Here is a 20879-nt window from a genome sequence, read left to right on the forward strand (position 1 = left end):
ATGGAACCCTTAGACCTGACATTTAAGTACAAAGGAGCCCTTATTGAAGGAACAGTTTGGCCGGAAGAAGATTACTCGGGCTGGACATACGAAGTTGAACTAAAAGACTACATCAATTTTAGAATTTATTGTGATGATAATGGTGACTGGTCTTTATTACGGGACGGAAATGCAATGGCGCCAGACCTCGAACCAGAACTACTCGAGAATTTGATCCAGGCACTTACTGAAATGCAACAAAGTGCATAGCGGTTGACCTTCCTTAACGCTCGTCATAATTTTACAGGTAAACAAAAGGGCCACCCTTCAAAAGGTGGCCCATCGTTTATGTTGATTTAAGAATAGTCTATTTAGTCAGCACTTCTTCTTTTAAAGCCAGTCGTGCGAAATGTATGCTCTTGGAAAACAGTCCTTCTGGGTTACTTTGCCGCGCATGATCTGCGCTATAATCAACAAGTTTAGTAACCATATTGTTCAAAGAGTCCTCAGATAAAAACTTGGCCGTTTTCTTCGACAAAAATCCAAGTCCGAAACCTATAATGGTGTTGATCATCGTTCTTCTCACCTCAGGTATTTCTGATACCCTTGCAAAAGTATTTTTAAGAACGTTCGCCGGCTTCAACGCTTTTTTCGATAAAGCAAATTGTTCCTTGATCACTACTTCCTGGCTGGTTTTTCTTTTTTCCAGGTCAGCAATTGCTTGCTTTAGTTCTCCTACATTGCTAATTGGATTCATATTTTTGTATTTTTTAAAAATTTGCGAATGAGCATATTAGCAAAAGGAACTTTTATCAGCTTATTGCGACCTGAATATAAAATAAACCCGATGATTATGTAAATACCCGTTAGAACTAAAAACCCCCACGAAGCTCTCCCCAGAAGATCGCCAATTAATAGTGCAATTCCAATATTTAAAAGGAAAAAAACCAATAAACCAATTACAATCAGGGGTATGAAAGTAAGTACCGTTGAAACCAGGTCAGATGACTTATCAACTAATTTAAGTTTGAGTAAGTTAAAACGGGTTTCAACATATTCTTTAGAATTGCCTATCAGCGACTCCACTACATTAAACTGGTTATTCATACAAAATATTTAATAATCACCGGGAACGTGTTGTAAAAGAAGCTGATTAAGAAGTGTAAGATGGGCCTCCTGTGTTTCCTCCGGTGTCATATGATCCACCTGTTGAACCGGCAACACCACCCTGGTTTGTTGAAAGTCCAACTTTTTGCTTGCCCTTTTCTATCAGGTCAGAAGCACCTTCGCGCGCCGCCTCATACTTATCAGCAATACCGTCAACAAGATCAGAAAACTTGTCTTTCAGGTTTGAGGCTACATCGCGACCACCCTCGTTAAGACGTCTTCTTGTTTCGGTTCCTTTATCGGGTGCAAATAAAACTCCGAGTATAGCGCCTGCAGCTGCTCCGGCAAGTACGCCTAATAAAACTTTTGATCCTGAATTCATAATAGATGGTTTTTAGTGTTAAGTGAATATTCAATCACGGTTTTCAAAATCATGTTTTAAAAAAACGGTGCCATCCGTATTAAATAAAATTATATTCTATTCTCATTATTAAAGCATTGAGAGCCAATATGCCTTGGGGAATATTTTTCCCACCGATCCCTTTCGGAGTAGTTTATAATCGAAAGGGATAAGTGGCTGACTAAGGTAACAATCTACGGAATTCATTTCATGTTAGATTAAAGAGTGCAGTCTGCCGGTTTAAAAAAACCAGTTGTTGGTACTTGATACACGCAAACTAAACGTACTTAAGCGCGCATCGGTACCACAGAAAAAGAGCCGACAATTTCGAATAGGAACAAGTATGTGTACGTGCACTTCAATTGGCACGGCCCCCGACACTTACCTTGAGGTACTCTAAGTAGGGTAAACCTGTATACGACCAAGAACATAATCCTGTGAAGTACGCGGCGTATTGCGGAAGATGTTGAACAGGTCGCAGCCCTCATTCATGGAATGAATTTAACAGTTAGACTGAGTACCTCGTTTTTCTTTTAAATCATTTATGTGACCCAAACCATTGGAATAATCGCCGGTATTTTAACAGCCTCTTCCCTACTGCCACAGGTAATTAAGATTATCCGGGAAAAGAAGGCTGAAGACGTATCCATCATGATGTTAATTATATTAATGCTCGGAGTAGCACTTTGGATCTACTATGGAATCTTACGTGAAGATCTGCCCATCATTGTTACAAATGCATTTTCATTATTGTTGAATATAACCACAGTGGTTCTTCGCTTAAAATATAAATAGTCAGAGGTGTGTGTTTGCATTATGCCGTCGCGAACATTATACGCTCAAGAAATAGAATAACCTGCTTGCAGGACCAACGTTGCTAAAGTAAGAAGCAGGTGTTCGCAATTGCACTTATACATAGAACAGCAAATCACCATGGCACTACAATTGAAGATGAATGATCTTAATCGTTAATGGTTGCTGAGGACAGGTTAAGGAGATTTGTAAGCAAACAAGCAAAGCCGCCATCTTTAGAGACACCTTTTATCTACTGTACTACTTTTAGCTTAGCCTGTATGTACAGGCATCTTTTCAGCCAAATTTTGAAAGTGGTCAGACAGGTAAGTAAGTTGAGGTAAAAAAATAAAATAGTTTAATAATTCAGAAATAAATAAATCGATATGAAACAAAATAATTTGGTATTAGCATCAGTGTTGGTCATGGCCGTTCTATCACTAACGAGTTGCGAAGCGATTGGCGGAATTTTTCAGGCTGGAATGTGGATGGGCGTTATCATTGTCGTAATTATCATTGTACTTGTTCTTTGGCTGATTAACAAAGCCAGACGATAGTCTATTGCTCCAAAACCATGTGAACAGGCATAACCCGAAAAGTCCTAAACTTAGGGTTATGCCTGTTTAATGAAGCTGGTGGTCTCCTTTTGATGAATGCCCTATCGCCGATGGCACCATGCTGCCATACGGTGTAATTTCGGTGGGGAATATATTCCGCACTCACTTTCGTTTACTTCTGCCATTATCTTACATGTAAGATCCTTCTCTCATGTAGTTCCCTGAATTGCTTTGTCTTAAAAGATGGTTTGTTATTTGAATGCTTATGAGGAATTATAAGCATGTAACCGTTGAGTACAGGATTATGCAAGAAAAAACAAAACAACCCACCCAAAAAAGATCTGTATTAGCTAAAATCGGCAGAGGTCTGGCCATTTTCGTAATCTCCCTGATAGGACTTGTGGTCCTGCTACTAATATTGATTCAAACAGCTCCCGTCCAGAATTTTGCAAGAAAGAAAATTGTAGCATTTCTGGAAAACAAGTTAGACACCCGTGTTGCAATTGGAAGACTGGATATTGATTTTCCAAAGATGCTGGTGCTGGAGGACGTATATTTTGAGGATCGCACAAAGGACACCCTTTTGGCTGGTCACCAACTTAAGGTTGATCTGGATATGTTCAAGCTAATAAAGTCGGAAATCCAGATCAATGAAATAAATCTGAATGGAATTACGGCCAAGATAAAACGACAACTTCCGGATACGACTTTCAACTTCCAGTTTATTGTTGATGCATTTGCACCAGCCACTCCCACAACTCCGGCAAAACCTGCTGATACTGCGGCGATGAAGATGGCCATCGATAAAATCATCATCGACAAAACACGACTGGTTTACCGCGATGTACTTACGGGAAATGATATGGATCTCTCGATTAATCATTTTGATACCCGTATAAAAACATTTGATCCGACGAATCTCCGCTTTGAAATACCCACGATAAACCTGGATGGCTTCAGGGGATATATTACCCAGACCAAACCGTTGGAAGTACAAACAGTGAATACTGCACCGGTTGATGCAAACACCGGCGCGACAACCGCACCCAAGTTTCTCCAGCTCGTCAATAAAGAACTCCTTCTCAGCAACCTGGACCTTGCTTACAACAACGAGACGTCCGCTTTAAGCAGTCATTTCAAAGTTGACCGGCTAAATGTATATCCCCGGGAAATCAACCTTGAGAAAACAGCCATTACACTCGATCGTGTAATCCTGAACAAGCTTGATGGCTTTGTGAAAATGGGTAAAACCGGTAAGGAATCCGACATCGTAAAGGTGACAAATCAAAACGATCAGGAGGTGCCCTCTGAAAGTTTGCCGCTGATGTTCCGGGTCAACAACATAGAGCTAAACCAGAATAATCTTCGTTTTGATGACGCATCAAAGCCGGTAATGCGACGCGGTATGGATTATGGCCATATGGACATAAAAGATCTGACCTTACATGCAAACAGCTTTGTATTTAGCAACGATTCGATCGCTGCAAATATCACTGAAGGGCGTATGAAGGAAAAGAGTGGCTTTATCCTGAACAAATTTGAAGTCAACTTTGCCTACACCGATAAAGGAGCAAGACTGGAGGACCTTCTAATCCAGACACCTGGCACCACTATACAAAGAAGTGCCGTAATCCGTTATCCATCACTTGCCAGTATACAAAAGAACATTGGTCTTCTTGAGATGGATATTGATCTTGCAAACACCAAAATCCAGGTGAAAGATATATTGCTGTTTGCTCCTCAACTTGCCGCCCAACCGGCATTCTCACAGCCCTCGCAGACATTATATGTAAACAGCAGGATCAGTGGTAGTGTCGCAAGGCTGCATATCGACCGCTTTCAGGCCAGTGGAATAGGTAATACAAAAGTTGATGTGGCCGGCTATATTTACGGCCTGCCTGACCCGAAGAAAGTAAGCGCCGATCTCGCCATAAGAAATTTCAGCACCACCAGGCGAGATATTATGTCGTTCGTACCGCCGAACACGATTCCTAACAACATCACTGTACCGGAAAATATCGCTGCTAATGGAACAATCAAAGGAAATCCGGCAAAAATGCTGGCTAACCTTGCCGTGAACACAAGCCTGGGTTCCGTTAAAGTAAACGGAAGTATCGCAAACACCAGCAACCCGAAGGCAGCTACTTATAACGCACAAATTGCGGTTAACCAATTGAACCTCGGGACAATTATGCAGAACCAAAAGCAGATGGGTAGGCTAACAGCGAGCTTTAATGTTAATGGACGGGGATTTGATCCTAAAACCGCGAATGCTGCTATCAAAGGAACAATCATATCTGCTGACATCAATAAGTATATCTATAGGAATCTCAGGCTTGATGCGGGCATCGCTAATCAACAGTTCAGAGCCAATGCTTCCATGGCTGACCCAAACCTGAATTTTTCTCTTGCCGCAACTGGAAGCATGGCCGGCAAATATCCAGGTATCAACCTGAACGCAACGATTGACAGTGTTAATACCAAGGCGCTGAATTTTACACCGGACGCTATTATCTACCATGGAAACATCATTGCTGATTTCCCTGAATTGAATCCCGATGCATTGGCAGGAAGCCTGTTTGTTACCAATTCAGTACTGCTTATGAATGGGCAGCGCCTGGTGATGGACTCTATTTCCATGCTTGCAGGTTATGAAAACGGCAATCAAACCGTTGACCTCAAAACGGATTTCGTGAATGCCCGTCTTGATGGCAATTTCAAACTTACCCAGTTGGGCAACATCATTCAGCAATCTATTCAGCCGTACTTCGCCGTAATTCCTGCTTCTAAACCCATCCCTACTGATCCTTACAATTTAAATGTTAATGTATCTATTGTAAATCACCCTACCCTACAAGGCTTTGCACCGGAGTTAACGCGTATGGACCCGGTTACGCTTACGGGTAACTTCTCGAACACAAGTGGATGGAAAGCTGACCTGAATGCCCCACTGATCGTTTACGGCACAAATACCATTAGCGGTGTTGCGCTAAATGCTGCCACCGAGGGTAACGCATTACGGATAGCCACCAACGTGGGTCAACTATCCAGTGGTACGAACCTCGCCATATATGCAACGAGCCTAAATGCAACTCTGGCCAATAACCAGTTAGTATTCGACCTTAACATTAAAGACAAATCCCTTAAAGACAAATACCGCCTCGGAGGATCGTTGGCTCAACAAAACGGCAACACCTATCTTTTCTCTCTTGCCCCCGACAACCTGATGCTTAATTATGCGAACTGGAGTGCAAACGCCGGAAATCTTATTCGCTATGATGGGAAAGATATTAATGCAAGCAATTTCGCGATTTCACAGGGTAACCAGCAACTAAGTATCAATAGTACTTCGCCAGGTGCCAATAGTCCTATGCAGGTTGGCTTTAGCAATTTCCGCATTGCAACGCTCACGGGTTTTGTTCAGCAAGACTCGTTGCTGGTAGATGGCCTGGTGAATGGAAATGTGCTCCTCAAAGACTTATTAACCTTGCCATCATTCACAACTGATCTTACCATTAATGATCTGGCATTTAAGAAAGATACTATTGGGAATGTGAATGTAAAAGTTAACAACAACACCCAAAATGTATTTGCAACTGATGTAACCATTACTGGCAGGGGTAACGACGTTGGCTTAACCGGTAATTACTACCTTAAACCCAACAACCAGAGCAATTTTGATATGAACCTCAATATCCGGCAATTGCCGTTTAGTACGATTGAGGCTTTCAGTATGGGTGCGCTTAACCAGTCCTCCGGTAATTTGACGGGGCAGGTTGCCATTAAAGGCACAGTTGCATCACCGGATATTGACGGAGCTATAAACTTTAATAACACCGCATTCAACGTTGTAATGCTGGGAAGTTATTTCAGAATTGACAATGAAGCTATAAAAATCAATAACCAGGGTATTGGCTTCGACACTTTTACAATTCGGGACTCTGCCAATAACAGCCTCGTGGTAGATGGTATGGCATATACTACCGACTTTACTAAATACCGTTTCGATATGACGGTACGCGCCAGAAATTTTCGTGGCTTGAACAGTGTTAAACAACCAAACAGCCTTTATTACGGACAACTCTTCTTTAACAGTAACCTCCAGATTAAAGGCACCGAGTCAGCACCTTCCGTAGACGGAAGCTTGCGCATTAATGAAGATACCAGGTTGTCGCTTGTTTTGCCACAATCCGAACCAGGTGTTGTAGACAGGGAGGGAGTTATTGAATTTGTGGACATGGATGCACCGGAAACAGATTCGTTATTTAAGGCCACCCTTGCGAAATATGACACATCTTTTAATTCCTCAGGAGTTACCGGTTTTGACATTTCAGCCAATATAGAAATCGTAAAAGAAGCTGAATTTAATCTTATTGTTGATGAAGGCAATGGCGACTTTTTAATGGTTAAAGGTGCAGCCTTATTGAACGGTGGTATCGACCCAAGCGGCAAGATTACAATGACAGGTAATTACGAAGTTGAACAGGGAGCTTATGAACTATCGTTCAATTTTCTTCGCCGCAGGTTTGAGATACAAAAAGGAAGTACGATCACGTGGACAGGTGAGCCAACCCAGGGTAACCTTGACGTGACAGCAGTGTATGTGGCTAATACTTCTGCCTGGGACCTTGTAAAAGACCAGGAGAGTGAAACGGCAAAAAATATCTACCTGCAGAAACTTCCCTTCCAGGTTAAGTTGATCATGAAAGGCGAGCTACTAAGACCGCAATTGACGTTTGATATCGGATTACCCACAGAGAATATGTCAAGGTTTAATGTGGCAAGTATCAATACCATCAACACACGCCTGGACCAGCTGAAGACAGAACCATCTGAATTGAATAAACAAGTGTTTGCCCTTTTGTTGCTTAATCGTTTTGTGTCCGAAAATCCTTTTGAGAGCAGTAGCGGGGGTGGATTCAATGCTGGTTTATATGCAAGACAGAGCGTTTCAAAAATACTTACGGAACAGTTGAATAACCTCGCAGGCGATCTTATTGCAGGGGTGGATATAAACTTCGATGTAAACTCATCGGAGGACTACACCAGCGGTGAACAACGCACCAGGACCGACTTCAATGTAGCGCTATCAAAAAGGCTGTTGAATGACCGGCTGAAGGTAACGGTTGGCAATAACTTCGAACTTGAGGGGCCACAGCAATCCCAAGAAGGTGCAAATAGTATTGCCGGTAATATCAGCATTGACTATATGTTGAGTAAGGACGGAAAATATATGTTGAGGGGATATCGCAAAAATGAATACGAGGCAATTGTTCAGGGCTTCGTCGTTGAAACCGGCCTTCGATTTATCATGTCCGTTGATTACAATACGTTCAAAGAAATATTCAGACCCGGAAGAAGGCTGAGACGAAACAATCGTAACAATAATAATCAACAATCAACTCCTGCTGCACCGGCAGAGGATAGATCAACTACGCAGGATTTAAAATCGGCAGCTGATAATCGTAAAACAATTCCAGCTACAGACAAAGACGCTACAGATGAATATTAAAAGAACAGTATACCCAGGATCAGCAGTAGCATTCGTTGCTATTCCCTTTCTGATTTTGAGTGCATGCAGTACAACGAAGACGGTTCCCGTTAATGACGCTTTATATACCGGGGCAAATATTACTGTTAACAATTCGGCAGCAAGCAAAAAAGAAAATAAGCTGCTAAAGACAGACCTTGCCGGCTTAACACGCCCTAAGCCAAACTCTAAGATCCTGGGCGTGCCTTTTAAGCTGATGATCTACAACATGGCAAATCCGAAAAAGCAAAAAGGATTAAATAAGTTGTTTAGAAAATTTGGCGAGCCTCCGGTTTTACTTAGCCAGGTTAATCTTCAGAAAAATGAGCAGGTGCTTACGAACCACCTGGAAAACCGTGGCTATTTTCATGCAAGTACCGTAGGAGATACCGTTGTTAAGAACAAGAAGGCACATGCAAACTATACTGTTCAACCAGGAGGGCAATATACGATTAACAATGTTACCTTTCCTGATGATAGCAGCGCCATAAGTGCAGCCATCAGGGAGATCTCAGGCTCAACAATTTTAAAGAAAGGCAATCCTTTTAACCTCGATGTTATTAAGGGAGAGAGAACGCGGATCGACGTATCGTTAAAAGAAAAAGGATTTTACTTTTTTAGCCCCGATGATTTGATTGTATTTGTTGACTCTACGATAGGCAATCAACTTACTAACCTTCACGTAAACTTTAAGCCTGGCATTCCTATGGTTCAGCGCCAGGCATATACCATTAGCGATGTTTACATTTATTCAAACTACAATTTAAATTCCGCCAGAAGAGACACCCTTAAGGCTGACTCGGTATTTTTGGGTGGTTATCATGTTATAGATCGTAGGAAAACATTTAAGCCGCAGGTATTTGATCGCATGATGCGCTTTCAGCCGGGAGATTTATACAACCGAACTGACCATAACCTTTCCTTAAGCCGGTTAATTAACCTCGGCACCTTTAAGTTCGTGAAAAACCGGTTCGAAGTCCTACCAGACTCTTTTAAGCTGAATGCATTTTATTACCTGACGCCTTTGCCAAAAAAGTCGTTGAGTCTTGAATTTGGTGGTAATACAAAGTCGAATAATGCCACCGGTTCTGATATCACCCTTCGATGGAGAAACCGTAACGTTTTCAGGGGTGCAGAACACCTTCAGGTAAGCGCGTACTTTGGAACAGAAGTTCAATATAGTGCGCAGGTTCGTGGGATTAATACACTTCGAACCGGGGCTGAAGCTAACTTAACCTTTCCCCGGTTTGTAGTACCGCTGGTCAGGTTGAATACATCCGGCTCTTTCGTTCCGCGCACCAATATTCAACTCGGATATGATGTGCTAAATCGCAGGCCCTATTACACGCTGAATTCGTTCCGTGCGAATTTTGGATATATCTGGAAAGAGAACTTACAAAAGGAGCACCAGTTTAATCCCATCGCCATAAACTTTGTGCAGCCACTTAATGTAAGCCGCGAGTTTAACGACAGCATCAGGAATTTACCATTGTTACGCCGCACCATAGCAAAGCAGTTTACTTTAGGTTCTTACTATACGTTTAACTATAACCAACTCGCAGGAAAAACCGAGCGGAATCCTCAGGGAATGTATTTCAATGGTTTACTCGACCTATCGGGTAACATCTGGGGACTGGCAACAGGGGCCAACGTAAAACAAGGAGACACTGCAAAGATATTCGGTGTTGATTTTTCGCAGTATGTTAAAACAGAACTTGACTTACGTTACTACTTCAAGTCAGGCTTAAATAATCAATGGGCCAACCGGATAATTGTTGGAGTGGGTATACCTTATGGCAACTCAACCATACTTCCCTTCATTAAGCAATTTTTTGTAGGTGGCAATAACAGCTTGCGCGGCTTCCGAAGCAGGTCTCTCGGACCGGGCACTTACAACGGAGCACAACAAGCTGTAGGAACACGTGGCTTCTATCCGGATCAAACAGGAGATGTAAAAATCGAACTGAATACAGAATACCGGGCTAAACTTACCGGCATCTTTAACGCTGCAGTATTTCTCGACGCTGGTAACGTTTGGTTGGTTAATGAAGATCGACTTCAACCCGGCGGTAAATTTTCGAAGGAATTCTTAAAGGAAATGGCCGTTGATGCCGGAGTTGGATTACGTATCGATGTTCAGATCTTATTACTGCGTCTTGACCTTGCAGTTCCTTTGATTGATCCCAGGAGACCAACCGGGGATCGCATTGTCATAAACAAATTCGGCAACCGTGAATTCAGGAGAACAAATACTGTTTTAAACCTTGCAATTGGTCTTCCTTTCTAGTGTACAGTATTCATTGCATGTATCCTCCAGGTGGTCTTCTTTCTGCAGAACAGAGTTACTGCGGTACAAGGGAGTGACACAACAAAAGTCGAATAAAGTTCTTCAGCCGGCTCCCAAAAAATACAAGTATACTAGCGGAGCCCGATAGCTCATAAGCAGAAATAATAAAGTGGCCACCTTCCGGTGAGCCGCTTTATTATTTACTAAAAACCTAAAAGGTATATCGAATACCCACCCCACCCCAGTTTCCGGTAAAGCCCCGGTCTTCACCAAATTCATAAGAGGGCTGCCAATCGACGGAGAGGTTTAAAGGTGCTTTATTGATCTTGAGGTCGAGACCGAGTACACCGTCAATGCCGGCGAATGCCCGATTGCCATATCGCTTATTGTAGAAGCCAACGTGAGCCCCGGGTCCGACATACCACCTTAAACCAGGGGCGCCCCCAACGTTGCCATGGATCTCGTACAAGCCTGTTATTCGTGAGCCATTGCGATAGAAGTATCCAATCACTTCAAGCGCGTTAGTTGGTGTAACAAAAGACTTGAGCGATATTCCTGCACCATCCCAAACCTTTACACCAAGGGCTGTTCTATAAGACCTGCCCATACTTTGCGCTGTGCTGTCCTCACTCCAAGAAACCAGGAAAAAGATGATCATGAAGAGTCGGTTCATATATCGTTTTCTACTTTCGACTAAACTTCATGCCATTGTACCGGCTTGATAAAAAAGAAAGGTGAATAAATGGGTTGATTAGCAACTGCTTGTGCTATTCGCGGGAAATAATTTCCACATGGACCTGGAAAAAGTGAAATCTTTACTGCATTAAAAATCAAATTGCTGAGGATTAATCTGGAACATTTTTTTTATTAGCTAATTAAAGCAAATTTTTAATTTCTAAAATTTCAAATATGGAAAAGCAAGATGAACTTGTAGGCGTTTTAAACGACCTGATCAGAATCAACCACGACAGGATTGAAGGTTATGAAAGGGCGATTAAAGAATCAAAAGACAGTGACATTGATCTTCAGGCAATCTTTAGGGAGATGGCTGATCAAAGTTCGAAGTACGTTAGTGAACTTACCCAGGAAGTAGCTCGTTTGGGTGGAGATCCTGCTGACGATACCACTGTTTCCGGGAAGGTTTACCGGGTTTGGATGGACTTAAAGGCCGCCGTAACCGGACAGGATCGTACGAGCATTCTTGCTTCTTGTGAATATGGCGAAGATGTTGCACAAAAGGCTTACGCTGCTGCGTTAGAGTCGGACGCATACCTGAGCACTGAAGTAAGACAGCTTATCGCTGAACAAAAAGAAGCATTGAAGAAATCACATGATATTATTAAGAAGTATCGTGACATGCATGAAAGCATAAACCGGTAATCGTCTCATCATATTAAGAATGGCCGGAAAACATTCCGGCTATTCTTATTTTATATTTCGATTCTAAATACCGAAAATCCGATATCTACTATATTGTTGTTTAGACTTGGCAAGGATTTTTCTTTATAGTTATTACACAACATTCCACTATACTTCAAACAATATATTTATGGAAAATAATGCAACGATGCCACACATGAAGAGCCTAGCTCTTTGCCTCAACAAGATGGTACTTGATGGCTACGATGACAATTTCAGTGCAACAGAATATGGCCTTCGGTCACAAAACAAAGACAAAATTTATAATCCTGAAGAAGTGAACATCGTGAACTTCTTTCGTTTCGAGGGTCCATCCGATCCGGCTGATACATCAATTATGTATGTAATTGAAACCATGGACGGAACTAAAGGGACTCTTGTTGATGCTTACGGAGCTTACTCTGACGATAACGTAACAGAGTTTATGAAGCAGGTAGAAAATATCCAGAAAAAAACGAGCAAATCATAATAAAGGCTGTTGCTAACCTATGACGGCACCCCTCGAGGGTGCTTTTTTTATGGTGTGAAGTTTACCAACCAGTGGGCGATATTGTGGTTGCATAACTGTCTAAAGCTAGCACCGGCGCTTGCTACTATGGCAGCCGCACGATTACCCGGACGATCGTACAATGATGTACCGCCGCTTGCATCTCCTATGCGTATGTCTATCAACCAAACGAATATTGCATACCCGGAATTTGATTGGATCTCATGGAATCAATATCAGTGGAAGAGCCCAGTTTCTATACAAGGACGCTTGTTTATTACAGCAAATAGGCCTTCCTTTTATGGCTCGGCACTAAAAAGAAAAAGCTACTGTTATAAACAGTAGCTTCGGTATATGTAGAGTTAGAATAGTAATGAACTTTCAGTTCTCTAACATATTGTTTAGCGGTACGCTATGCGGTTAAGCTCGCCTGATGACCCCGATTAACAATGCTATAATTGCAAGGACTAACAGAATGTGTATTAGGCCTGTGGCATTATATACAAAGAACCCAAGTAACCAACCGACTACCGCAATAACTGCGATGATGTAAAGTATGCTTCTCATTGTTGTGTGTTTACATAAGAGGTTAAAAAACCTTGCCATTAGTACTACAACGTATAATACAATTAGGTGAAACGAACAAAAACATTCCAAATCTTTAGGAAATCATTAGTAGCGAGTAAATTCTTCCCCACTAGAAGTGCCTAAGGCATGTAGCCGTATAAATGTGAGTGGCACGAAGTTGCTGGATTTCTTAGGTAGTTACATGATTATGAAGGTGATAAAGAAATATTTTAAAGTAATAAAAGGAGCTTTCAATGCCTTTATCGAAGATAATTGCGTTAAGCTAAGCGCAGCCTTATCGTACTATACCATATTTTCAATCGGTCCTTTGTTGGTGATTGTACTCTCGTTATCTGGTGTTTTCTTTGGAATGGAGGCTGTGCAGGGTAAGCTTTACAACCAGATGTCTGGTCTAATCGGAGCGGACGCAGCTTTACAGGTTCAACAGATCATTAAAAACATACAGGCATCTAAAAAAGGCACCGTTGGAGCAATCATTGGTGGAATAGTACTGATCATAGGGGCAACCGGGATATTTACCGAAATCCAGGACTCAATAAATTTCATCTGGTCGTTGAAAGCAAAACCCAAACGTGGCTTCGTTCGACTATTATTTAACCGGCTGCTGTCTTTTTCACTCATCATCAGCCTCGGATTTTTGCTGGTGGTTTCTCTGGTCATAAACACCCTTATGGATCTTCTGAACGAACGGTTAACAAGGCTGTTTCCCGACACAACTGTTTACTTGTTCTACGGGCTAAACCTGGGGCTCCTCCTGCTTACGATCAGTCTTCTGTTTGCAGTGATCTTTAAAGTGCTGCCCGATGGCAAGATCAAGTGGAAAGACGCATTTATAGGGGCGACGTTTACCGCAGTGCTTTTTATCCTGGGGAAATCGGCGATCGGCTATTATCTGGGGAATTCTTCATTAGGCACCACCTATGGAACCGCTGCGGCAATCATCATTATTCTCACCTGGGTTTACTACACCTCGATCATCCTGTATTTTGGCGCCGAGTTTACGAAGATCTATGCACTGGAGTACGGGGGAGGTATTGTTCCGGATAAGACAGCGGTATTTATAATCAAACAGGAAGCACGGGAAATCATCATGCCTAAACGTACCCCCACGAAAAAGGAGTGAGCCACCCGACGGGTTAGCCAGTTTGCCTTTTCAGTTGTCCCGCGCCATCCATTAGGTTCAGGAAGATGGCTCAAACCCATGCAACCTGCATACGGCTTTGTGCATCTTCAGCAGACACCCCCTTAGCCCGGAAACCGGAAATAAGCAGTTCAGGGCCAAACCCGGATTATGTGGTTACATGAAGAGATTTTCGGGAAAAAATTGCACCAAACCATTGAGGGTTAATGTTCAGCAAAGTTTTCAACCAAACAAAAAATACGGTACACTTTTAGAAGTACTAACACAAATAAATCGTATGAATGCAGATAAACATTTACACTTCATTTCGTTGAAAATAATAGAGATTGGTATCGCCCTGTTTCATTGCCACGTAAACAGCGTTTTACGATTACCAACCAGTGTTATTAACACCCTCAAGATTGACGAAGCAGGTAACATTTACATTTTGATGCCACGCCCCCGCCAGGAACTGAGCCAATTTGAAAAAGAATTCCCGGTAAGTTTGAATTACTTCAAAAAAGGGAAGGGCTTTTTTGTAAACGTATTTGGAAGAGCGAGGATTATAAATGATCCTGAGGAGCTACAATCGCTGGACCTGTCTAACACAGAGATAAATGAAGCCCTAAACGATCAAATGCTAGTTCTTGTCAAGATTCACAAGGCTGATTATTACGAGAAGGATGTAACCAGGAAAAACCGCTTTCTTGCTAAAATGAAAACAATGGTTTACAATATGCTTGCTCTTGTAGAACAGGACGAGAAACGTTTCGATTTTAGTACGTCCAGAAGTTTGCAGGGCTATGGCTTTTAACAAGGTAATGAACACTGCAGATATTTAGTAAAAGCTAAGGCAAACCGTTTAAGAGGGTCAGCATTCTATAGATAACTGCCGGGAAGAAATCGTTTCTGAGTTTTAATAGGGTTGATTTTTAGGGTTAACACAAAGGCTATCATGTTATTGATAGCCTTTGTTATTATAGCGCCTATAATGCGGATTTAGTCTTTCTTGAACGTAATTATAAAGGTGGTTCCTTTGCCCAATTCAGATTTCACGTCTACATCCGCATTATGAGATTGAATGATATTGAGCGTAGAAGCAAGTCCGAGCCCCATACCATTTCGCTTAGAGGTGAAGTAAGGTTCAAATAAGCGTTGCATGTTTTCTTCACTGATACCGCAGCCATTATCAGTTATTTCTACAACATGGGTATCACCTGAAGTCAGTATGATAATTTCGAGTTTGCCTACCTCCTCCTGCATCGCTTCCACGGCGTTGATGATGATATTGAGAAAGGCAATCTGGATTTTATCTTCATCAAGTAAGGTGAAGGCTTCATTTTCTGAGTACCGAACCTGGAGATCGATTCTTTTCAGTGTCATCCGGTCGATAGCGGCTGAAATAGCCTTATCCATAACTTCGTGCAGCGACGCCCTTTTAAGTTGAATATCAGAAGGTCTGGAAGAGTTTAACAGCTCGGTAATCAGGTCGCCGATACGCTTGCCATTACGTTGAATGATCTCCAGGTATAGTTCAGCGTCGGCATTTGACTCTTGCTGCAGCAGTTGCTCAACCGAGAGGTTGATGTTGTTCAATGGGTTTCTCACTTCATGTGCAAGCGTGCGCACAAGTCTGCCGGTGGCGGCAAGTTTCTCTGCCTGCAAGGCTGTTTTCTCCGCGCGCTTCCTGCTGGTATTATCGTGAATGATCCCCTGCACATACTTTTCTCCATTGTTGTTGATTTCAACAGAAGCGGAGATCATGCAGTTTTTGATATCCTGATTTTTTGTGAGCAAGTCTACTTCATAATCGTTGATCTCACCCATCTCGTTAAGGATCGCGATAAAGAAGTTTGGATCCCGTTTGATGAACAATGAGGTAAATGGCACATTCAACAACTCTTCTGCTTCATAATTCAGGAGTTCTGTAGCAGCATAGTTGATGTCAACAATCTCAAGATCTATGTTGGATAAAAACACAACATCTTTCGACTTTTCGAACATGTTCCTGTATTTACGCTCATTGGCTTTTAATGCCTTTATGGAGGCAGCACGCTCAAGCGAGTAACGGATACACCGTTCAAGTTTTTCTGTATTAAGTTCTGATTTAATGAGGTAGTCATATGCCCCGCTTTCCATTGACTTTACATCAATTTCCTGGGTACCCTTACCGGTAAGCAGGATAATGGGCTCCTCGCAACCCGCCTGTATCGCATCCTGCAACAAGTCGAGTCCTGTTTTTATACCAAGGCGATAATCGACAAAGTGAATATCGTAGTTGTTTGACTTGAGCTTATTCAGCGCATCATTATAGTTGTAAGACCAATCAATGGTGAAGTTCCTGTTCGGGATATTTCTGATATAATCTGAGGTCAGAAAAAAATCATCTTCGTCGTCATCAACAATGAGGATCTGAAGGGGAAACGCTGGATTGTTCATTTAAATTTTTATTTATTGCCTGCCAGTTGAAAACCTACACGCCTGAGGATGTATGATTTGGTTTAAATGAACTACGAATAATAACAGGGACACGATTGGAAAACATTAGAACAAAAAAAATTCAGGGCACCCGTATGTGGTGCCCCGGGGTGATATTTTATTGGTGGAGTTTACGCCTAATTTGAATTACCTGCTTATACGCCGATTGTGTAGTTCGTGCAGTAACGAGTTACGAATTACAGATCGCTGTTGAATTGCTTGTATTGTTTCATCTTATTGTACAAGGTCTTACGGTCAACATTCAAAATCTTGGCAGCTTTGCTTTTGTTATAATTTGCTTTGCGCAATGCTTCTACAATCATCTCATATTCTGCATCGATACTTGCACCTTTCAGGCTGTGCTCATTTATTACCAGTGGCTTGCTTAAAACCGGTTCAGGAATAGCTGAACTGTATGTATTTGATGGAATATCAACCTGTGGTGCCTGGTGAGCCGGAGCATTTACTTCATCAGGAGTTTCATCAAACTGGAGCTTGGTGAAATTTGTTATTTCGAAGGGAAGTACGATGGGCATTATGTATTCCGTGTCGCATAATAAAGTAGCCCTTTTAACCACATTCTTCAACTCTCGCAGGTTACCATGCCATACATAGTTCTTAAATATGGCCTCGACCTCGGGCGAAAATCCCCGAATGTTTTTTCCAAGCTCCTGGTTGGTAAGCCGCAGAAAATGGTTTGCGAATATCATAAGGTCGTACTTACGATCCCGCAATGGTGGAACTTCGATACTAAATTCGTTGAACCTGTGGTAAAGATCTTCCCTGAACTTCCCTTTTCTAGCAGCATCCAGCAGCCTTTCATTGCTCGCAATGATAATACGTACATCAAGATCGATATCTTTATTTCCACCAATACGCCGCATCTTTCTCTCCTGCACAACCCTGAGCAGTGCAACCTGGATATCATATGATAGGTTTGCAACTTCATCAAGGAAGATGGTACCTCCATTTGCAATCTCAAAGCTGCCGATCTTCTGATTTAATGCTCCGGTAAAAGAGCCTTTCTCATGACCAAAGAGCTCGCTACCGGCGAGCTCTTTAGAAAGTGCACCACAATCAATGGCCACAAATGGCTGATCATGGCGTTTGCTGCGTTTATGGATTTCCTGGGCAATTGCTTCTTTACCACTTCCGCTTTCTCCATAAATAAGAATGCTGTAATTGGTTGGAGCGACAAGGTCTATTTGCTTCAGGATATTTTTAAACTCGGGGCTGTCACTGAAAATATACTGCCCTGAGGTAATGGTTTTTGCACGGCTCTTCTTTGCCTCTTCTATAGACTCTGGTGACGCGTCAGAGTCAGCCGGAACAGATGAACTTTTATCGAGTGCTTTTTTGATAGACAGGATAATTTCGTCGGGAAACAGGGGCTTGGTAACATAGTCGTATGCCCCAAGTTTCATTACATCGACAGCTACCTTTATATCGCTATAACCCGTGACAATGATCACGGGTGTACGAGGATACTTATCCTTTATTTTTATCAACAGTTCCTTGCCGTCAAAATCCTCCAGACGAAAATCGCAAAGCACGAGGTCTGGTTGCTGTTGTTCCAGGAATTCAATTGCTTTTTTGCCGTTATGCGCAAGTACTACTTCATAGCCATTTTTCGTTAGAAATCTCTTTAATAAAAGACACATGTCCACATCGTCATCAATAACTAATATTTTACTCATTTAATGGTTATTAAAGTTTTATGTTATCTTATGCCCACATGCGCCTAAGTTGAGCGACGGGTATTTGTAATTGCTCACGATATTTCGCAATTGTTCTGCGGGCTACATTAATGCCTTTACTTGCTAATATAGCGACTAATTGTTGATCAGTATAGGGATTGAGCTTATCTTCCTTTTCAATCACAGCCTCAATTGCGGATTGAATTACCCGGTTACTTATTACCTCGCCTTCCTGATTTATGATCCCTTCAGTAAAGAGATTTTTGAGGAGAATGATACCAAATGGCGTATCAACATACTTATTTGATGTAACCCTTGAAACGGTTGAGATATCTACACCAACCCTGTCTGCAATGTTCTTTAAGATCATGGGTTTCAGAAGGCTCACATCTCCATAAAGGAAGTATTCGCGCTGCAGCTGAACGATTGCCTTCATGATCTGCATCATTGTGCTTTCACGTTGTTTGATGGCGTTGACAAACCATTGTGCAGAACTCAATTTACTTTTAAGGTATTGTGCGGCCGTCTTGTCTTTTCTCTGGTTAGCAGAGTCGACAGTTTCCATTAACGACTGGTTAATGTACAATGATGAGGACCGGGAACGAAACAAGTTGATCTCGATTTCTTCATTATCATTTACCGTAAGGATGAAGTCGGGAAGGATATTGTTGTTAACGGGCTGAGAACCTTCCGCTTCAGAAATGGGCTTCATTTTTAGTGATGCAAGAAGCTTAAGGATGATCTTTAGCTCATCTTCTTCTATATCGAGGGCATCCATAATCTTTTCCATATTGCGATGGGAAAGATCAGAATAATGATTTTCGAGAAGCGTAATGGCTTTTTTAACATCAGGCCCTTTCTTATCGAAGTGGTATAATTGAAGCAACAGGCACTCACGGGTGTTTTGTGCGCCAATACCCACCGGTTCGAGTCGTTGAACTTCTTTTAGTACAACTTCAAGCTCAGCCACTTCAACGATCATTCCTTGTTTAAAGGAAAGGTCGTCAGCCATATTATCCAGGTCTTGAGCAAGAAGACCGTTGCCATTAAGACAATCAATGATATAATCGGCTAATTGTAGTTGCCGGTCGGATAGGTTTGCGTATCGTATCTGGTTCTTTAAAGTTTCACGGAAATCAGTATAAGCTTTAATGGGTATATTCGGAACCGCATCGTTGTTAAAATAGTTTTCGTATTCAAGCTTATAGTTAGGTATGTCATCATAACCGTGCTCTTCCCAATCCTGGAAGTCCTGTACTGCTTCCTTCGAGAACTTCTCTACATCAATGTTCTCCTCTTCATTATTTTGTTCCAGTAGGGGATTTTCATCCAGTTCATCAGATATTCTCTGATCAAGCTCTAAAACATTCAGGTGAAATATATTCAGCATTTGAATCTGCTGCGGAAGGATCTTAAGCTGTTGCCTTTGCGTTTGGATTTGGGTAAGCATATCAGAATGTTTTGGGATTATTGTTCACACCGTTACAAAGCCAACATAGCACCAAAGTGCTCAAATACTCTTAAATGTTCTAAATAATTAACAATCATACACTTATCATTATTTTTTGCTCAGTTTAATTTGATTTACGCCTTTTAACCGGATTGATTTACAGGCTTGTGTAGATAAACTTCCACAATATACTGCTTTTCTAAAGGAGACGAGTACTAGACGGCATGCGAAAAGATCTTCTGCCCTGAAACCAACTGAAAGCTTGTGGATGAAAGCAGTAGCAGCTATTTGGTATCCTGGTAGTTTGTTGAGTTGGAGAAGATTGGGAGACTATTCCCCGAATACACTGCCTGGAACAGGTGTAGAAGTCCAATAGATGCAAAGCATCGTTCAAGGGTCATGGCAGACGAGAATCAGGTGAATAGCTTTCGTATAGTTTCGATAAGAACGTTTGATGCGCTGGAATTGTATAGAAGAAAAAGATCCTCTAATTTAAACTGTATTCCGGGAAAACAGCTTTGTATCATGTATTCTACAAAGTGTCGTATTGCTTTCGGTAACATCCATTTTCCTGTGTTTTTTGCCAGGTGTTTGCTTTATTAAAATTCTTGTACCAGATCTGGATGGTCGTGAAATTAAACGCACACAACTATGACGGGAACAAAGAGCACAGTTGCTTTTAAGCGGTCTGTTAACAAGGAGAGCCGGCTATTATTGGTATGATTATTATTACGTTAGTAGTAGAAACATCACAAATTATTCATCACTAAAACTCATTACTATGTTACGTTGGACAATCACATTCCTGATCATTGCGATAATTGCCGCAGTATTTGGTTTCGGTGGAATAGCCTCCAGTGCAGCTGGCATCGCGAAAATCCTGTTTTTTATCTTTATCGTATTGTTCCTGCTGTCGTTGATTGGCGGACGGAAAACAATTGACTAACTAATACACGTAAAAAAAGAGGCTGCCTCAATTATAAGGCAG

The 20879-nt window shown here is 41.8% G+C and carries 18 protein-coding genes; 10 read left to right on the forward strand and 8 right to left on the reverse strand.

The genetic code is table 11. The features are described 5' to 3' along the window. A complete protein-coding gene (locus tag EXU57_RS11925; protein ID WP_133268434.1) occupies nt 1-249 on the forward strand; it encodes a hypothetical protein in 249 nt (82 codons plus the stop codon). 97 nt (nt 250-346) lie between these two features. On the opposite strand, the gene EXU57_RS11930 is transcribed toward EXU57_RS11925, so the two are convergent. Genes EXU57_RS11930 through EXU57_RS11940 form a run of 3 tightly spaced genes read right to left on the reverse strand, consistent with a single transcriptional unit; the run spans nt 347 to nt 1468 of the window. Continuing rightward, a complete protein-coding gene (locus tag EXU57_RS11930) occupies nt 347-736 on the reverse strand; it encodes a hypothetical protein (protein WP_133268435.1) in 390 nt (129 codons plus the stop codon). After that, nucleotides 733-1086 (reverse strand): phage holin family protein, encoded by a 354-nt coding sequence (locus EXU57_RS11935; protein ID WP_133268436.1) that lies wholly within the window; start codon nt 1084-1086, stop codon nt 733-735. Before EXU57_RS11935 ends, EXU57_RS11930 begins: the two co-directional genes overlap by 4 nt. 46 nt (nt 1087-1132) lie before the next feature. After that, nucleotides 1133-1468 (reverse strand): YtxH domain-containing protein, encoded by a 336-nt coding sequence (locus EXU57_RS11940; RefSeq protein ID WP_133268437.1) that lies wholly within the window; start codon nt 1466-1468, stop codon nt 1133-1135. Between the two features lie 564 nt (nt 1469-2032). Between EXU57_RS11940 and EXU57_RS11945 the strand changes: the two genes are divergently transcribed. The 4 genes from EXU57_RS11945 (at nt 2033) to EXU57_RS11955 (ending at nt 10652) form a co-directional block, all read left to right on the forward strand. Beyond that, nucleotides 2033-2281: a SemiSWEET transporter gene (locus tag EXU57_RS11945; protein WP_243745581.1), complete on the forward strand. Its 249-nt coding sequence runs from the start codon at nt 2033-2035 to the stop codon at nt 2279-2281. Between the two features lie 383 nt (nt 2282-2664). Further along, nucleotides 2665-2835 (forward strand): hypothetical protein, encoded by a 171-nt coding sequence (locus EXU57_RS25100; protein WP_165958117.1) that lies wholly within the window; start codon nt 2665-2667, stop codon nt 2833-2835. A gap of 304 nt (nt 2836-3139) precedes the next feature. Beyond that, nucleotides 3140-8347, forward strand: a complete 5208-nt coding sequence (locus EXU57_RS11950) for a translocation/assembly module TamB domain-containing protein (RefSeq protein WP_165958118.1) — start codon at nt 3140-3142, stop codon at nt 8345-8347. Then, nucleotides 8337-10652, forward strand: coding sequence for a BamA/TamA family outer membrane protein (locus EXU57_RS11955; protein ID WP_133268440.1), 2316 nt, complete (start codon nt 8337-8339; stop codon nt 10650-10652). The genes EXU57_RS11950 and EXU57_RS11955 overlap by 11 nt, the downstream gene beginning before the upstream one ends. Before the next feature lie 211 nt (nt 10653-10863). Here EXU57_RS11955 and EXU57_RS11960 read toward each other — a convergent pair whose 3' ends face one another. Then, nucleotides 10864-11325 carry a hypothetical protein gene (locus EXU57_RS11960; RefSeq protein ID WP_133268441.1) on the reverse strand — a complete coding sequence of 154 codons (462 nt, stop codon included), beginning with the start codon at nt 11323-11325 and terminating at the stop codon, nt 10864-10866. A 236-nt stretch (nt 11326-11561) separates the two neighbouring features. Between EXU57_RS11960 and EXU57_RS11965 the strand changes: the two genes are divergently transcribed. Together EXU57_RS11965 and EXU57_RS11970 are read left to right on the forward strand one after the other, a co-directional pair. Then, complete coding sequence (locus EXU57_RS11965) at nt 11562-12032, forward strand: ferritin-like domain-containing protein (RefSeq protein ID WP_133268442.1); 471 nt, start codon at nt 11562-11564, stop codon at nt 12030-12032. A 169-nt stretch (nt 12033-12201) separates the two neighbouring features. Then, on the forward strand, nt 12202-12540 hold the full coding sequence (locus EXU57_RS11970; RefSeq protein ID WP_207955467.1) for a hypothetical protein: 339 nt from the start codon (nt 12202-12204) through the stop codon (nt 12538-12540). Nucleotides 12541-12978: 438 nt separating this feature from the next. Here the strand turns inward: EXU57_RS11970 and EXU57_RS11975 are convergent, their stop codons facing one another. Further along, entirely contained in the window at nt 12979-13164 is a 186-nt protein-coding gene (locus EXU57_RS11975) for a lmo0937 family membrane protein (RefSeq protein ID WP_317130029.1), read from the reverse strand. 97 nt (nt 13165-13261) lie between these two features. Between EXU57_RS11975 and EXU57_RS11980 the strand changes: the two genes are divergently transcribed. Both EXU57_RS11980 and EXU57_RS11985 read left to right on the forward strand, forming a co-directional pair. Then, complete coding sequence (locus EXU57_RS11980) at nt 13262-14269, forward strand: YihY/virulence factor BrkB family protein (RefSeq protein WP_243745582.1); 1008 nt, start codon at nt 13262-13264, stop codon at nt 14267-14269. 295 nt (nt 14270-14564) lie between these two features. After that, nucleotides 14565-15080 (forward strand): hypothetical protein, encoded by a 516-nt coding sequence (locus tag EXU57_RS11985; protein ID WP_133268445.1) that lies wholly within the window; start codon nt 14565-14567, stop codon nt 15078-15080. Between the two features lie 185 nt (nt 15081-15265). Here the strand turns inward: EXU57_RS11985 and EXU57_RS11990 are convergent, their stop codons facing one another. From EXU57_RS11990 to rpoN, 3 genes are all read right to left on the reverse strand, one after another. Continuing rightward, nucleotides 15266-16705 carry a hybrid sensor histidine kinase/response regulator gene (locus EXU57_RS11990; protein WP_133268446.1) on the reverse strand — a complete coding sequence of 480 codons (1440 nt, stop codon included), beginning with the start codon at nt 16703-16705 and terminating at the stop codon, nt 15266-15268. Between the two features lie 236 nt (nt 16706-16941). Then, the gene (locus tag EXU57_RS11995; RefSeq protein WP_133268447.1) at nt 16942-18441 is read right to left on the reverse strand and encodes a sigma-54-dependent transcriptional regulator; all 1500 of its coding nucleotides are present in this window, start codon (nt 18439-18441) and stop codon (nt 16942-16944) included. A 28-nt stretch (nt 18442-18469) separates the two neighbouring features. Next, entirely contained in the window at nt 18470-19891 is a 1422-nt protein-coding gene (gene rpoN / locus EXU57_RS12000) for an RNA polymerase factor sigma-54 (RefSeq protein WP_133268448.1), read from the reverse strand. A 781-nt stretch (nt 19892-20672) separates the two neighbouring features. Between rpoN and EXU57_RS12005 the strand changes: the two genes are divergently transcribed. After that, a complete protein-coding gene (locus tag EXU57_RS12005) occupies nt 20673-20837 on the forward strand; it encodes a DUF1328 domain-containing protein (RefSeq protein WP_133268449.1) in 165 nt (54 codons plus the stop codon). Nucleotides 20838-20879: the final 42 nt, after the last annotated feature.

The sequence above is a fragment of the Segetibacter sp. 3557_3 genome, from assembly GCF_004354985.1.
Classification (GTDB): Bacteria; Bacteroidota; Bacteroidia; order Chitinophagales; family Chitinophagaceae; genus Segetibacter.